Source organism: Actinoallomurus sp. CA-150999 (assembly GCF_050942425.1).
Taxonomy (GTDB): Bacteria; Actinomycetota; Actinomycetes; order Streptosporangiales; family Streptosporangiaceae; genus Actinoallomurus.
Map to the genome: position 1 here is coordinate 611,097 of NZ_CP192063.1, position 14,892 is coordinate 625,988.

15 protein-coding genes and 1 riboswitch are annotated in these 14,892 nt (G+C 67.4%); of the genes, 7 read left to right on the plus strand and 8 right to left on the minus strand.

Annotation, left to right across the window (positions count from 1 at the left end; all coding sequences use genetic code 11):
- The first annotated feature begins 40 nt into the window (after nucleotides 1-40).
- Entirely contained in the window at nucleotides 41-412 is a 372-nt protein-coding gene (locus ACQP2O_RS03035; RefSeq protein WP_433179666.1) for a response regulator, read from the plus strand.
- Complete coding sequence (locus ACQP2O_RS03040) at nucleotides 405-1,505, plus strand: sensor histidine kinase (RefSeq protein WP_433179667.1); 1,101 nt, start codon at nucleotides 405-407, stop codon at nucleotides 1,503-1,505. The genes ACQP2O_RS03035 and ACQP2O_RS03040 overlap by 8 nt, the downstream gene beginning before the upstream one ends.
- 96 nt (nucleotides 1,506-1,601) lie before the next feature.
- Here the strand turns inward: ACQP2O_RS03040 and ACQP2O_RS03045 are convergent, their stop codons facing one another.
- The 6 genes from ACQP2O_RS03045 to ACQP2O_RS03070 all read right to left on the minus strand — a co-directional run bounded on the left by ACQP2O_RS03045 (nucleotide 1,602) and on the right by ACQP2O_RS03070 (nucleotide 8,382).
- Nucleotides 1,602-2,102, minus strand: coding sequence for an NUDIX domain-containing protein (locus tag ACQP2O_RS03045; RefSeq protein WP_433179668.1), 501 nt, complete (start codon nucleotides 2,100-2,102; stop codon nucleotides 1,602-1,604).
- A 293-nt stretch (nucleotides 2,103-2,395) separates the two neighbouring features.
- Entirely contained in the window at nucleotides 2,396-2,935 is a 540-nt protein-coding gene (locus tag ACQP2O_RS03050; RefSeq protein WP_433179669.1) for a TetR/AcrR family transcriptional regulator, read from the minus strand.
- 18 nt (nucleotides 2,936-2,953) lie between these two features.
- Nucleotides 2,954-3,832 carry an MBL fold metallo-hydrolase gene (locus ACQP2O_RS03055; protein ID WP_433179670.1) on the minus strand — a complete coding sequence of 293 codons (879 nt, stop codon included), beginning with the start codon at nucleotides 3,830-3,832 and terminating at the stop codon, nucleotides 2,954-2,956.
- A 12-nt stretch (nucleotides 3,833-3,844) separates the two neighbouring features.
- A riboswitch (guanidine-III (ykkC-III) riboswitch) is annotated at nucleotides 3,845-3,912 on the minus strand.
- Nucleotides 3,913-4,066: 154 nt separating this feature from the next.
- The gene (locus ACQP2O_RS03060) at nucleotides 4,067-4,798 is read right to left on the minus strand and encodes a S1 family peptidase (protein ID WP_433179671.1); all 732 of its coding nucleotides are present in this window, start codon (nucleotides 4,796-4,798) and stop codon (nucleotides 4,067-4,069) included.
- Between the two features lie 308 nt (nucleotides 4,799-5,106).
- Entirely contained in the window at nucleotides 5,107-5,784 is a 678-nt protein-coding gene (locus ACQP2O_RS03065; protein WP_433179614.1) for a DUF4232 domain-containing protein, read from the minus strand.
- 927 nt (nucleotides 5,785-6,711) lie between these two features.
- Nucleotides 6,712-8,382 carry a RecQ family ATP-dependent DNA helicase gene (locus ACQP2O_RS03070; RefSeq protein ID WP_433179672.1) on the minus strand — a complete coding sequence of 557 codons (1,671 nt, stop codon included), beginning with the start codon at nucleotides 8,380-8,382 and terminating at the stop codon, nucleotides 6,712-6,714.
- A gap of 284 nt (nucleotides 8,383-8,666) precedes the next feature.
- Between ACQP2O_RS03070 and ACQP2O_RS03075 the strand changes: the two genes are divergently transcribed.
- From ACQP2O_RS03075 to ACQP2O_RS03090, 4 genes are read left to right on the plus strand one after another with little or no spacing between them, the layout of a single operon-like run.
- The gene (locus ACQP2O_RS03075) at nucleotides 8,667-9,059 is read left to right on the plus strand and encodes a dihydrofolate reductase family protein (protein ID WP_433179673.1); all 393 of its coding nucleotides are present in this window, start codon (nucleotides 8,667-8,669) and stop codon (nucleotides 9,057-9,059) included.
- 7 nt (nucleotides 9,060-9,066) lie between these two features.
- Entirely contained in the window at nucleotides 9,067-9,291 is a 225-nt protein-coding gene (locus ACQP2O_RS03080; RefSeq protein WP_433179674.1) for a dihydrofolate reductase family protein, read from the plus strand.
- A 53-nt stretch (nucleotides 9,292-9,344) separates the two neighbouring features.
- Nucleotides 9,345-9,668, plus strand: a complete 324-nt coding sequence (locus ACQP2O_RS03085; RefSeq protein WP_433179675.1) for a YciI family protein — start codon at nucleotides 9,345-9,347, stop codon at nucleotides 9,666-9,668.
- Nucleotides 9,665-10,906, plus strand: a complete 1,242-nt coding sequence (locus tag ACQP2O_RS03090; RefSeq protein ID WP_433179676.1) for an RNA polymerase sigma factor — start codon at nucleotides 9,665-9,667, stop codon at nucleotides 10,904-10,906. Before ACQP2O_RS03085 ends, ACQP2O_RS03090 begins: the two co-directional genes overlap by 4 nt.
- Before the next feature lie 146 nt (nucleotides 10,907-11,052).
- Here the strand turns inward: ACQP2O_RS03090 and ACQP2O_RS03095 are convergent, their stop codons facing one another.
- Nucleotides 11,053-11,937 (minus strand): hypothetical protein, encoded by an 885-nt coding sequence (locus ACQP2O_RS03095; RefSeq protein WP_433179677.1) that lies wholly within the window; start codon nucleotides 11,935-11,937, stop codon nucleotides 11,053-11,055.
- Nucleotides 11,938-12,313: 376 nt separating this feature from the next.
- On the opposite strand from ACQP2O_RS03095, the gene ACQP2O_RS03100 reads away from it, so the two are divergent.
- Complete coding sequence (locus tag ACQP2O_RS03100) at nucleotides 12,314-13,645, plus strand: esterase/lipase family protein (RefSeq protein WP_433179678.1); 1,332 nt, start codon at nucleotides 12,314-12,316, stop codon at nucleotides 13,643-13,645.
- Between the two features lie 89 nt (nucleotides 13,646-13,734).
- Here ACQP2O_RS03100 and ACQP2O_RS03105 read toward each other — a convergent pair whose 3' ends face one another.
- Nucleotides 13,735-14,844: a hypothetical protein gene (locus ACQP2O_RS03105; RefSeq protein WP_433179679.1), complete on the minus strand. Its 1,110-nt coding sequence runs from the start codon at nucleotides 14,842-14,844 to the stop codon at nucleotides 13,735-13,737.
- Between the last annotated feature and the right edge of the window lie 48 nt (nucleotides 14,845-14,892).

The window sequence follows — 14,892 nt, forward strand, 5'->3', positions numbered from 1 at the left end:
GCATATGTCGGCGATATGTCGTGCTGCTTAGGCTTCAGGGATGCGCGTGCTGATCGTGGAGGACGAGCCCTTCCTGGCCGAGGCCGTCCGTGACGGTCTGCGGCTGGAGGCGATGGCCGCCGACATCGCCGGCGACGGCGACACCGCCCTGGAACTGCTCGGCGTCAACTCCTATGACCTGGCGGTCCTGGACCGTGACATCCCCGGTCCCTCCGGCGATGAGATCGCCCGGCGCATCGTCGCCTCCGGCAGTGGCATCCCGATTCTCATGCTCACCGCCGCCGACCGCATCACCGTCTCCGCCCTGCGCAAACGACTCGGCGAACCACAGCTCATCGCCACCGTGCCCGGCGCCGGCTACCGAATCGACACGGGCATGGACCCCGCCCACCCTGGCAGCACTCATGAATAGACGTCCAGGGCTCAGTGCCCGACTGAAACTCACCATCAGCTACGCCGGATTCCTCCTCCTCGCCGGCGTTGTCCTGCTGGCCGTGGTGTGGGTGTACCTGGTGCGCTACGCACCTGGGGTGATAACCACCCCCAGTGGGACGCTGGCGCGCTCCGTCCGCCTGCGCTTCGCCCCCGGCGTGGCCGTAGCACTGGCCTTCCTTCTCGTGTTCGGCCTGCTGGGAGGATGGATCCTGGCCGGCCGGATGCTCGCCCCACTCACCCGGATCGCAGACGCGGCACGAATGGCCGCGAACGGATCACTGTCCCACCGGATCCGCCTGGAAGGCCCCGACGACGAATTCCGCGAACTCGCCGACGTGTTCGACGCCATGCTCGAACAACTCGAATCCCACGTCAGTGAACAGCAGAGGTTCGCCGCGAACGCCTCCCACGAACTGCGCACCCCGCTGGCGATCTCCCAGACACTCCTTGACGTCGCCCGCAACGACTCCACGGGGGGCCAGGGGGAACTCATCGAACGCCTCCGTATCGTCAACACGCGGGCGATCGACCTCACCGAGGCCCTGCTGCTGCTCAGCCGCGCCGACCGCAGGAGCTTCACCCGCGAGGCGGTCGACCTGTCCCTCATCGCCGAAGAAGCCGCCGAAACGCTGCTTCCCCTCGCCGAAAAGCGTCAGGTCACGCTCAACGTCACCGGCGAGAAGGCACAGACCGTCGGCTCCGCGGCGCTCCTGCTGCGGATGGTGATCAACCTCGTCCAGAACGCCATCGTCCACAACCTCCCGACCGGCGGCACCGTAACGGTACGTACCGAATCGCAGCACGACGCGAGCGTGCTGCGGGTCGAGAACACCGGCCATCGGGTCCCATCGGAACTGGTACCGACCCTCACCGAGCCCTTCCAACGCGGAACAACACGCATCCGCACCGACGAGCACGCCGGCGTCGGCCTCGGGCTGGCCATCGTGCACAGCATCGTCCGAGCACACACCGGAACCCTCGACCTCACCCCCCGCCCCACCGGCGGCCTCCTCGTCACGGTCCGACTTCCCGGCACGCCGCAGGCATCGTCCCCGAACCGGACCCACTAGATCGTTGAGTTGATCTCCTCGGTGCCTGCTCGACCTGATGTACGCCGGGTGTGGGCTCGCGCCGGGTGAATGCCGGCTGGTCGGTGGCGGCCCGCTTCAGGAGATCGGGTGGCCGTTCTCCAGGAGGACGGGTGTGCCTGCGGCCACCGCTTCCAAGCATGCGGCGATTCGGCGGGCCAGGCGTGCGTTGGCGAGATCGCCCACGCGCTCAGGCTCGACGAACGCGTACGAGGCCAGTTCCTCGGCAGGCAGCCGGATCGCCGTAACGTCGCGGTCGGACAGCACCCCGCCGTCGTAGACGAGCATCAGCCCCTCGGATAGTTCAGGCCGAGACGGCACCCAATCAATGGCCAGGACCCGCCGGACCGGCCGGTCCAACCCGAGTTCTTCGGCCACTTCTCGGCGGCACGCCGCGTGCGGGGATTCCTCCTTCTCGACGATGCCGCCGGGAATCTCCCACGTGGGCTTGTACGTCGGTTCGACCAGCAGCACTCGCCCGGCCGTGTCGCGGAACAACGCACCGGCGCCCATGCGCTTGCGCGGCAGAGACGCCGCGAACTGTTCAGGCGGCAGGGCCGCCGGACGAGGAGATTCCACTCGGCGAGGCTATCGAGGCGACCGCCTGCGTGGCCAAAACGCTGCTCATGTCCTACTCACACGACGTACGAGACGGTCAGGACGGTGACCGCGAGGGAGAGCATTCCCAGGCAGTTCAGCCAGAACTCCTTCCGGAGAAACCGTGCCCGGATGTGGGCGTAGACGGCGCAGCAGGCCTACCCCGTCGAGGCAGCCCTGGATGAAGGCCGGTGGACGGATCGACAGCAGTGCGTCAACAAACAGGACGAGGGCGAGTAGTGCCGTGGGCCACCAAAGGCTCGGGACGTCGAACATCATGCCTCCGATTGGTCCATGATGAGGCTGACGATGTCGCGAAACTGCTCGCGTCCGACGTCATCGGGAAGTGCCCCGTTCGACATCGTCATCAGGATGCCGAGGTAGGCGAAGTAAATCGATCGGGCCGCCCTGCCCGCGCGGTCCTCGTCGTGCCCCGCTCGGGGGAGCACCTGCTGGATCTCGCCGATCAGGGTCAGCCCGAGGTTCTGGAAGATCGCAGAGTCGTGTCGGCCACGCACGATCGTCGCCGCGTATTCGCGTGACAGCTCGCGGTCGAGCGCGAAGTAGTCAATGAACGGCTCGGCCAGCGCGATGACGTCGTCGACCGGGTCGGCCGACGGCTGTTCGGATCGGGCTCGGTCGCGTTCTCGGTGCACGGCATCGATCCAGCCGTCGAAGATCGCCACGAGCAGCCCATGCTTGTCGCCCACCGCCATCACGCTGCCCGCGCTGAGCCCGGCCTCGGCGGCGATCTGCCGGACGGTCGTCGCGTCGAAGCCCCGCTCGCGGAACAGCCGCTCCGCGGCCACGAGCACCTGATCTGTTCGTGCCGCTTATGCGCTGGGGCACAGGACGAAGAGCGGGAAGGTACGGCGGCTGGGTTGGTCGCCGATCTCCGTCAGCGCTGCGCGGATCTCGTGCAGGTGGCCTGTGGTCATCTGCAGTGGGGGTTCGTCGGGCTGGTAAACGGTGCGGATCGGATAGTCCACGCCCGGGTGCCGAGTCATTTCAATGTGGCAGCCGAGCACGTGGGTGACCGTCCGGTGGCCGCAGAAGTCGATCAAGCGATCGATCGTCCGGGCGAATGCCTGCCAGTCCTTGATATAGAGCCGGCCGGGGTAGACCGTGTCGCCGGTGAGGAGGAACCCGGTCCACGGATCGTAGAACGTGACCGCCGCTTCGTGGTGGCCCGGGGTGGCCAGGCACTCCAGCACCCGGCCGCCCAGGTCGACCTGCGTCACGGCATCAAAGTCGTCGGCGAATCCGAAGTACGGCCAGGTGGTGTCCTGCTCCGCGCCGACCACCGTGGTGTCGGGACGATCGGTGAACTGGCCGTCGCCTGCGATGTGGTCACCGTGCGGATGGGTGTGGAGCACCAGCAGTTGGTACCCGTGCCGAGGGTGACGGGCGAGCCAGGAGTCAACGAGCTCGTCGACCACCCGGCGAAGGGGGAAGAACTCGGCGGATGCGGTGGCTCCGGTGTCGATCAGCACAGCCCGGGCGTTGCCGAAGAGCAGGAACAGGAACGGCGCCTCGTAGTCGATCGCCATGTTCTGCCGGAAGATGAACGTGTGCTCGTCGTAGGCGTGGACCTGGATGTCCGGGTCGGTGTTGTGCTTGGCCGACGGCGAGCCGTGAATCCATCGGACATCCAGCGCACGAGGCCGGGGAGTCGCTCCGGTGAAGTCGATCAGGGAGGTGCGGGCACCCATGACGTCTCCTCGAGTGCGTCGTCTTGGCGGGCCGGGTACGGCGCACATCTCGTCCGGGGCAGGCACGTACTAGCCTCCGCCGCGACGGTAGCACGGCACCGAGCGGCTGGACCTCGCTCCGTCGGGTCGGTCGGAGCGCCCATCACAGCCGCGAAACTCAGCGTCGACGGCGGATCGACCATGCGCTGAGGCCGGTCCCCGCGCGGGGACCGGCCTCGGGGGTTGCGCTCTGCCCTATCGCTTCGTGACTTTGTGGATCCAGGCGAGTTGCTGGGCGATCTCCCCGGCCCCGGCCATCTTCTCTCGGTCGGAGCCGTAGAAGACGCCGAGCAGGGTCTCCTTGCCGTGTGCGCCGATGCTCATCACCGGGGCTCCAGAGTCGCCGCCGGCGGGAATCCCGGACACCTTCTCCAGGCAGAAGTCCGTGCCGCCCGGTTCGGCGTAGCCCTCGCAGCGGCGCGCGTCGGACCGTACGACCCGCAGCGTCGACTGCTTGAGCACGGGCGACTGGCAGGTGTTCTCATCCTTGGTGCAGGTGGCACCCCACCCGTACTGCCGCACGATCTCACCGGGGTGGACATGGGCCTTGGCCAGGCGCACCGGGCGGATCTTCATCGGCGAGACCTTGATGAGCATCATGTCAGCGCGCGAGTTCCCCGCCCGCTTGCCCACCGGGCGGACAGTGGTGCCCTTACGCATGTCGAGGTTGCCGACCCGGAACGAGATCCGCTTGTCGGCGACCGCCTGCCCCTGCTCGAAGAAGCAGTGCGAGGCGCTGATGACCCACTGCTTCGTGACCGCCGTCCCGGTGCACACCGGTTTGCCGTCGATGAGCATGCGCACCGCCCATGGGCCGTAAGTGCTCTTTGACCCGCCGATGACAGCCGAGGCCGGCCCGGACGCCATCACCGAGCCCGTCACCAGCAACAACGCGGACACCAACAGCACACGAACGCGACGCGCCATCCGGAACAGCTCCTCTTCTCGGGGCATGGCCTTACTGGTGGTGTAGATACGCGGTCAGATCAAAAAGTTTCCGATTACGCGTAGTTCGTCCTCAACCGTGGGTGTCTGCAGCAGGTGCTACGGCGGCGGCCGGTATCGCCGGAGTCGGTCGCTTGCTCGGTGGGGGTGCGGCAGGCGCATCCGGCGGTGGCGCTCTTGCCGAGAGTGTCGGCGCCGGCGGGTGGCCCGCTCTGACGCGCGCAGGGAGTGGGACCCACGTTCCCGCTCCCTGCGTCCCCGTATGCCTGCCCCGTCCCGTTCAGGGTGGATCAGGTGAAGTTGACGCCGTTCATGGTGGGCTGGAGTGTCCCCAGGGTGAGGCTGTCGCAGATCGGCGGCTGGTAGCCGTCGTCGAGGCCGTGGTAGGTGAGCGGGATCCAGGTGCTGTGCCAGGCGACGCCGAGGTCGTCGGTGGTACCGCCGGGGCAGCCCTTTGTGGTGTGCCACTTGGTTCCGGCGAAGGCCGAACTCCCGGGCCGCAGCGTGATTCTCATACCCGCGCCGGGGAAGTTCACCTGAGTCGCGGGAATCGCGGTGTAGTTGTTCTCCCCGCCCTTCCCGAGCGGCGTCCAGCCGGCCGGCAGGTAGCAGGTTTCACTCGACCGGTTGGTGAGGATCAGCGTGGCAGTCGCCTTTTCCGCTGCCATTTCCCCTTCCAATCCGTTAAGGCCGGGATCTTGAAGCTGCAGTTCGGCTTTAAGCTCGGATCCCATGCAGCTCGGCGTGTCACTCTGACCGGCGGTCGTCGGCCTGCTGCGCGTGCCGCCGCTTCCGGTATTGCGGGAGGAGGAGGTCGGCGCCGACGACGCGGTCGGGGCGGACGACGACTCCGGCGAATTACCCGACGCCGACGCGCTTCCGTTGAAGTTGCAGGCGGTGAGCGAAAGAGCGACCATTCCGCCACCACAGGCGAGAACAGCGGCGGTACGCAGACGCTTGAGCTCCATCGGTAAAACCTCCCGGTTGCTTACTGACTCGGTTAATCAGTTCGATGCCCGGTAATGGCATGGAGGTTCGCCGGGAAAGCCGGATTCCCCGTTTTTTCCGCTGTGACGGATGTCACGCGAACCCGGGAGGCCGGCAAAGAATCTTATTAGCCTCGATGTTTCGTGAGGTCGGTTGGGTCGCGCGGCGGTCTGGACCGACGCTCAGATCACTGAGGAGACCCTTGGAGGCTTCTCGGCGTGGACGAAGCATCGCGGTAAGAACGCAGATGCGGCTGGCCGATGCACGGCCACGGGCTGCCGGCCGACGCGTTGTACCAACGCCAAGGCAGGATTTGAGGTGGCGCTAACCGGGTGTCGTGTGGGGTGATTCCCGGGCCGGACGTCGGGCCGGAGGACGATAACGGCTGGCTCATTAGCTCCGGATCGTCCTGGCTCGGCCGGACTCAGCGCCGGGCGCCTTCTCGGGGACCCGGTCTTCCATGATGGTCACGGCCTGGCCGCGAACGCGGTCCCCGCATGCCCGCATGGGCGTACGCGGGGACCAAAAGAAACGGAAGGGTTTGAGATTGAGATTCACGAATCTGCTGCGCCGGATCGAGGAGTGGCGGGTTCTGACGAGCATAGGTATGTCGTGGATTGCTGACCGCTACCGTCACCGACGGCGGCGGTCAAAGCAATAAGCGAACCTCCGCCTGCAAACGATTGGAGGAGACCGCCCGCCGCTGGCGGGACGAGCCCCGGCGGCAGACGGCCGGAGGTGAACCCTGTCCCGCTCGGAAAGGCGCGCGCCGATCCGCGCCAGATGATCTCCCGGGCGGTGCCGTGACTACTCAACGGCATCTGACCTGGCCTTCTATGCTCAGCGCTCGTGTTTCTGCACCTCCATCAATCCGCGATGGATGGCCGCCTCACTTCATGGCGGGCTGCTCACTGTTCGGCGCCGCTCTCCGATGCGAGTGTCAGCAGGGAGTCGCGCTTGATCGCGACCAGGGAAAGTGTCTTGTAGCCGATCTCCTCGAACAGCACGGTGATCCGGTCGGGTTCGGCGCGCATGACCGTTCCCGGGCCCCATGCCTTGTGCACCACCTCGGAGTGGACCGGGAATGGACCGTCGACCCGCGTCGTGTCGACCGCCCCCGCGACGCAGTTGTCGCAGTTGTCGCAGGTCTTCGTCGTACGGGGCTCGCCGAAGTACTCCAGCAGATAGCGGCGGCGGCACCCGGTGGTCTCGGCGTAGCCGCGCATCATGTCGATGCGCGAGTCGTCCACCCGGCGGCGGCTCTCGTCCAGCTCCATCGCATCGGCCGCGGCCTGCTTGGGAGCGGGCCCCCGCTCGGCGTACCGCAGGTCTCCCCGGCCGCTCACCTCCACCGCCTTGGTGTGCTGGAGCAGGTTCACGAGAGAGGTCAGCTTGGACGGGCCGATGCCCAGCGTCTCGCGTACGGCGTGGGGCTTCACGGTGCCGCCGTGCTCGTGGAGCAGGACGGCGAGCCGGAGCAGCATCTCCTCGTCCGGCCGGCCGCCCGCGAAGAATCGGCGCAGGCCGAGGTCCTCCGACCGGTAGTACAGGACCGCCTCGGACGGCTCGCCGTCGCGGCCGGCCCGGCCGATCTCCTGGTAGTAGGAGTCCGGCGACTCGGGTGGGGCACTGTGCAGGACGTAGCGCACATTCGGCTTGTCGATCCCCATGCCGAAGGCGGAGGTGGCCACGACGACGTCGAGCCCGCCCTCGGAGAACAACGTGTGCACCCGCTCGCGTTCGGACGCCTTCATCCCCGCGTGATATGCCTCCGCGTGCAGCCCGGCCTCGGTCAGCTCTTTGGCGTACGCCGTGGCGTCGCGGCGTGTCGCGACGTACACCAGGCCGAGCCCGGACCGTCCGGCGGCGTCCGCGACGAGCGCGCGCCTCTTGGTGCTCTCCTCGGCGAACCGGCGGACCCGCAGCGTGATGTTGGGCCGGTCGAAGCCCCGGATGACCTGGTGGACGTCGCGGAGGCCGAGCACCTCCACGATGTCCTCGCGTACGGGCGGCGACGCGGTCGCGGTCAGCGCGATCACCGGGGGGTGGCCGAGGCGTTCGATGACCCGGCCGAGCCCGAGGTAGTCGGGCCGGAAGTCATGTCCCCAGGCCGAGACGCAGTGCGCCTCGTCGATCGCGATCAGCGAGGGCCGCGCCGCGGCGAGCCGGTCCACGACATCGGGCTTGGCGAGCTGCTCGGGGGAGAGGAAGACGTACTCGGCCTTACCGGCCCGGATCTGCTCCAGAGAGGCCTCGCTCGAGCCCGCGCGCTGCGCGGAGTTGACGACGACGGCGCCGCCCGCGTTCCGCTCGGCGAGCGAGAGCATCTGGTCCCGCTGCAGGGCGATCAACGGCGAGATCACGATGGTCGGGCCGTCGAGCAACTGGGCCGGGACCTGATAGGTCGCGGACTTGCCGCTGCCGGTCGGCATGACGACGAGTACGTCGTGCCCCTGAAGGAGGGACTGCATCGCCTCCGTCTGCCCGGGCCGCAGCTGCCGCCAGTCGAAGACCTCCCTCGCCGTCCGCTGAAGACGCCGCCGAGCCCCAAGCCGGCTCAACCCATTGCGAATCCCCATCCAGCGCCCTCCCTGACGGCACTCGTCGTTCGGTCCCCAGGACCGAGGCTCGATCATCCAACCAGGTCCGTACGACGGCCGGCGCCGGCTTTGCCGGTGTATGTGCGTCTCAACCGCGCCGCGCGCCGTCGGGCCAGATGGTGCGAACCGGGACGCGGCGCCGACGGGCGTCCCGGAAAGTTCTTCAACGAAATCCGGGAGTCGGTGTCGGATCGGGGCGGTGGTGTTCGTAGCAGGGGTGAGGCCGCCCACAAGGGGCGGCGCCAAGGTAGGGGACCGCGATCATGAAGCTGACGACCATGACTCAGGTCACCATCGATGGAGTGACGCAGGGAAACGGCCACGCGTCGGATGAGGACCGTAGGAACGGATTCGAGCGCGGAGGATGGGCCCGGGGGAAGGGCGACAACGAGACCCACGTGTTCATCAACCAGGCCTACCAGCGCGCCGAGGCGTTCCTGTTCGGCCGGCGGACCTACGAGCTGTTCGCCGCCTCATGGGGGACCTTGACGGTCCAGGACGCCCCTGGCTGGGAGTCCGTCGTGGAAGCGTTGAACACACGGCCCAAGTACGTGGCGTCGACCACGCTCACCGATCCGGCGTGGCCGGACACGACCGTCCTGTCCGGAGACGTCGCGGCCGCCGTCCGAGCACTGAAGGCCCGGCCGGGGGGGTGAGCTGCAGGTGCACGGCAGTGGCATCCTGACCCGGTGGCTGCTGGACAACGATCTGGTCGACGAGATGACTCTGATCACCGTCCCGGTGGTCGTCGGCCAGGGTGCGCGGTTGTTCCCCGACGCGGGCCCGGATCTCGCGCTCGACCTGGTCGAGTCGCGCGTCGACTCCAAGGGCGTGACGATCCAGGTCTACCGGTCGGCCGGGCGCCCGCAGTATGCGCCAACGGCGTGAAGTCCCTGACCAGCGAACCACGCTGTCCCGACACCACAGGAGATGATCTTCAGATGCAGTACCTGGTTTCCGTCGTCGATGACAAGACCAATCCCGGCAGCACGGACAGGCAGCCTGCCATCAGCGCGTTCAACGAGCGACTGATCGCCGAGGGCTACTGGGTCTTCGCGGGCGGACTCGCGGACACCGACGCGGCCACGGTCATCGACAACCGGGGCGAGCAGGCGGTGTTCAGCGACGGGCCCTTCGTGGAGTCGAAGGAGTACCTCGCCGGCGTCTGGGTGTGGGAGGCCCCCGATCTGGACGTGGCGCTCAAGCTCGCCGCCGAGGCGTCGAAGGTCTGCGATCGGAAGATCGAGGTACGGCCGTTCCAGTGAACGACGTCGACGTCCGCGAGGCGATCACCCGGGCCCACCATGAGGAGTGGGCCCGGGTGGTCGCCGCCTTGACCAGGCGTTTCGGTGACCTCGGCATCGCCGAGGAGGCGGCGGCCGAGGCGTTCGCGACCGCCGTCGAGCGGTGGCCGGCCGACGGCGTACCGCCCAACCCCGGCGCCTGGCTGACCACCACCGCGGGCCGCAAGGCCATCGACCGGATTCGGCGCGAGAACAAGCGCGACGACAAGCAGAAGGAGGCTCAGCTGGTGTACGACGGCGACCCGCCCGAGCCGGTCGGCGCCATCGACGACGATCGGCTCCGGCTGATCTTCATCTGCTGTCACCCGGCGCTGGCGATGGAGGCCCGCGTGGCACTGACGCTGCGCATGGTCGGCGGTCTGACCGTGCCCGAGATCGCCCGCGCCTTCCTGGTGGCCGAGAGTGCCATGGGGCAGCGGATCACCCGCGCGAAGGCCAAGATCAAGGCGGCCCGCATCCCGTACCGGGTGCCGTCCGCGGAGGATCTCCCGGCCCGCGTCTCCGGCGTACTCGCCGTCCTGTACCTGGTGTTCAACGAGGGCTACCTGGCGACCGGCTCCGACACCGATTCGGTACGTCACGACCTGACCGCCGAGGCGATCCGGCTCACTCGCCTGATCCGTGCCCTCCTGCCCGGCGACGGTGAGGTGGCCGGGCTACTGGCGCTGATGCTGCTCATCGAGGCGCGCCGCACCGCCCGGGTCTCGGCCGGCGGCGAACTGGTCTCCCTCGACGAGCAGGACCGTGGGGCCTGGGATACGGCGCTGATCGCCGAGGGCCACCGGCTGGTGCGCGAACGCCTCGCCGCTGCCGCCGCCGGGGTCGCTCCGGGCCGCTACCAGATCCTCGCCGCGATCAACGCCGTGCACACCTCCGCCCGCGACATCCGTGACACCGACTGGTCGCAGGTCCTCGCCCTCTACGACCAACTCGTCCGCCTCGACCCCTCGCCGATCATCGCCCTCAACCGGGCCATCGCGGTCGCCGAACTCGACGGCCCGGACGTCGCACTGGCAGCCGTCGACCGGCTTGAGAACACGCTGGCCGGCTATCACGCCTACCACGCCACCCGCGCCGAACTACTGCGCCGGCTGCGCCGCGGTCATGAGTCGCGCGCGGCCTACGACAAAGCCATCGAACTGGCGGGCAACACCGCCGAGACCGCCTACCTGACCCGCCGCCGCGACCAACTGCGGTAGCGCCCACGCGATCCCGATCAAAACCCCGCGCGTGTGCAGGTAAGTGTGCAGAGCCCGGTGGGGTTCGCATATTCCACGCGTGCGCGGCTGGGCTCACCGGCCGGTTTGGTCCACCCGGTCAGGCCATGGATGGCCGGAGGTTAGGTTCAGGACTTGCGGGTGAAGGTGAGGTGGTAGGTCTTACCGGCCTTGTAGTACGGGACGCCGTTCACTCCGGTCACGCCGCCGCTGTAAATGATGGACGGAGCCCACTGTCCCGGCGTCACGTACGCCGTGACGGTTCTCGGCGCCGTGAATGTCGCGAACGAATCCGCGCCCCGCCGGCAGGACGCCCAGGGAAGCATCATGAGAGTGGTGTCCGGCTCCCGGACGGTGCCCTTCAGTACTTTCACCGACAACTTGGCGAACGATGCGTGTGTCCAGGAGAACCCGGGCTCGGACGGGATACCGTAGGTCGGCTTTCCGATCGCCCAGTAGAAGGGGCCCGACCGCGTCGGTGACCACTCGACGGTCGCACTGAAACGGACGCTTCGGTTAGACGTTGGAATGGCATAGTTCGTCACGCCGTCGTAGTTCACCACGCTGTCGTTGTTGGCGATGCTGCCAAGGTAGTCACTGGCGACGCAGATGTCGGCGGAGTACATCACGCGATACGGGTGCGCGGTGTTCGTCGTCATGCTGATCCGCTTGCCCTGGCGGGCATCGAACCGCAGCGTGACGCGACCACCCTTCATGGTGAACGTCCGGCTCCCGATCGTCTGCGTGGCACCGGGGTTCGTGCCGTTCGGAGCGATGACTACGGCCACGCCGTAGTGGCCGTTGGGCAACGTCCGGGGCTTGGCGGTGGAGAACGAGTACCTCCGGTGAGTGCCGGTGTTGACGGCCCACGCGTGGGCGGACGTCACATGTCCCGAGCGGTCGACCGCCGTGATGATCAGTGAACCGCTGGCCGCCTCAGCCGGGATCGCGGTGCCGGCAAGGCAGAGAGATGTCAGCGAGGAGACGGCAGCTGCCCGTCGTGCACGGCCCATGATCGACCCACTTCCGTGATCTTTAGCGCTCAGGCAACCTAGCAGAGCGTTCCGCCGTTTCGCCCATATTTATAGCGATTTCAACCTGGCTGGCCCCACCACGGCCTCGCTCTGCCCCCACCACGAACACCGCAGCTCCGCCCGAGCAGGTGAACCCCAGATCAGGACTGGTAGGGCGCCTGGGACTCGAACCCAGAACCTATGGATTAAAAGCGTGCCTCATGAACCCTCTGGATATTTGTTCAGGTGGCAGACGCATTTGCCCCTACACGTCTTTTCTGAGCTGAGAATCGTTCCCGTTTCCTCGCGCGAACGGTGGACACACTGAGTGATGACACCGTTACAGTCGACCTACGCAGAGGCGGTAGCAGTCCTCATGACACAGGAAGCCAGGATCGACGTCGAGCTGACGTGGAATCAGGCCGAGGAGAAGTCCTCGGCCGAGAAGGTGGCGGAGTTCGCCGGCAATCTGCCGCCGGGGCCGTGGTTCGGCACCCCGACGGGCGTGGCGCACGCCGGCGACCGGCGGCCGAAGCACACCTGGCCGCTGCGGTCCGCCCGGCCGTACCGGCGGGAGATGGCCGTCGGTGAGGCTGCGGTCTACCTCGCCGACGGCCACGACGAACTCGAGCGTCCGTTCATCTTCGCGGACGGCTTCAACTACGGTCCTAGCGACCTGCCGGGGTTGTTCGCCCACTTCAACGCGCCCTACCCGGGCAGTGAGGTGGGCTTCCTCGACCATCTGCTCGCTGCGGGCATCGATGTCATCCTGGTGGGCTTCGAGCAGCGGCACACTCACATCCAGGCCAACGCCGGCGTGGTGATCAGCGCCATCAAGGAGGCCATCCAGCAGCGACGCGGCGACGCGCAGCTGATCGTCGGCGGGGTCAGCATGGGCGGCATCATCACCCGCTACGCCCTCGCCGAGATGGAAAAACAGAACCAGGACCACCAGACCGCGACCTACCTGTCCTGGGACTCCCCGCACAACGGCGCCTGGATCCCGCTGGTCCTGCAGCAGATGGCCTACTTCTTCGAGTCGCTGCCGACGGGGCCCGGGACGGTCAAGAAGGCCGAGCTGATCAGGAGCCCCGCCGCGCAGCAACTGCTGTACGCCTGGATCCCGGACGCGAAGTACGAAGGCCCCGTCGCCACCTCCAGCGAACTGCGCACGCAGTTCCTGGGTGAACTACGCGAGCTCGGCCAGTTCCCGAAGCGACCACACAAGCTAGGCGTGGCCAACGGCGCGGGCAACGGCATCGGCCGCGACCTGCCGCCCGGCGTGGAGGTGTTCAAGTACCAGGTACCGCTGGTCGTCTACGCCCAGGCGAACTTCCAGCCCGACGGCGGCGAGCGCAAGCCGATCGGTGAGATGCGGGCCGCCGGCCAGGTGCGACGGGGCTTCACCTCGTACGTCCCCGGCCTCGACGGCGTGCCCGGCGGCACCCTCGACTCCTTCGGCCAGATCGCCGACGAACTTGGGGCCGACATCCCGGAGACGTACAAGTTCAGCTGCTTCGTTCCCTCGGTGAGCGCGGTCGCGCTGGACTACGACCCGGCCGAGTGGAACGTCGACCCGTACGAGAATGTCGAGGCGGACGGTGTGAAAAGCGCGCTCGATGAGTTCAAGTGCGACAGCGAGAACACCGGGCACAGTCAGGTGACCAAGCCACTGGTCGACTGGATCGTGGAGCGAATCGTCCACTGACGCCAACCGCTGGGAGCATGCGGCCACTTCGGCGGGCTACCGACCCCGGATGGCCGCACTGCCCCCATCGGGAACAACGGAACGCTCATTTATAGGGGTGGGATGGGTGTAGGGAGAGTTCCGGCGCGGATGGCCGTGGCTTGGTGGGGAGTGAACGGTTGCTGGAACAGGCTCTGGTCTTGTTGCCAGGATCGGAACAGGTCCGCTATGAAGTTCATCCGGTCGCCTAGTTCGACCCAGTCGTCGGCGGCGCTGCCCAGCACGGTGTTGGGGGTGCGGTCGATGTCGTATAGCAAGGCCTTGAGTTCGATGTTGGAAAGATGGGTCAGGCCGGGCGGGAAGGTCGCTGCGAGGGTGGCCCGGCCGAGGTCGGCGCCCAGGTGCTGAATGGTAAGGCGGCGGGTCTGCCGGAAGTCGGGGGCGGGCATCCGGAGGTCCATCAGGTGGGCGGTGGCCATGGTCCGCCACAGCTGTGTCAGGCGCTTACGTAGCAGGGGCGAGGCAAGTGGGGAAACCTGCACCGGAACCAGCGCCTCGGTGATGGTCTCTTGCAAGCGGATCTGCTCGTGCAGGCCGACTCGCAGATTGGCCAGCAGGACGTGCTCGGCGCGTTCGGCGGCGTCGCGGGCGCGCATGGCGGCGTGATAGCTGTGCACGGCGGCGATCAGCAGTTCCCGGCCGCCCTGTCCGGTCGCGTCGGTACCCACCGCGGCAACGCAGCGTTCGAGCGCGTGGTCTTGGGCGGTGGGGTCGGAGGCGCCTGTGTACTCCTGGATCAGCTGGGCGTACAGCAACCCCAAGTCCTGGAACACCATGCGGTTACCGATAGCTACATTGTCGCCGACCTGCCGGACGGCGCGGGCGACCAGTTGAGGACCGACCGTCTGGATACGCTCGGGAACACGCTGGGCGAAGGCCGTCATGAGGCGGACCATTCGCGGGATGCCCTCACCGCGGATGAAGCGGCCGGCCGTGCGTGAAGCCCAGGTTCCAAAGCAACACCAGCTGACGTTGTCAGGACCCAGCAGTTCGGCCATCTCGATGGACAGGTCGTGGTACGCCTGGGTGATGCGCAGATTGCGCAGCACAGGGTCGGTGATGGCCGCTATCTCGGCGACCTCCTCCACGGTGACCCGGCAGGTCACATCCCGCGCGGGCGAGGCAGGAGTTGGCCAAGTGCCGGCGGCGTCGAGGGGCATGTGCGGACGATATCCAGCGCGCTTCTCGCCATGATAGTCACTAAAGGT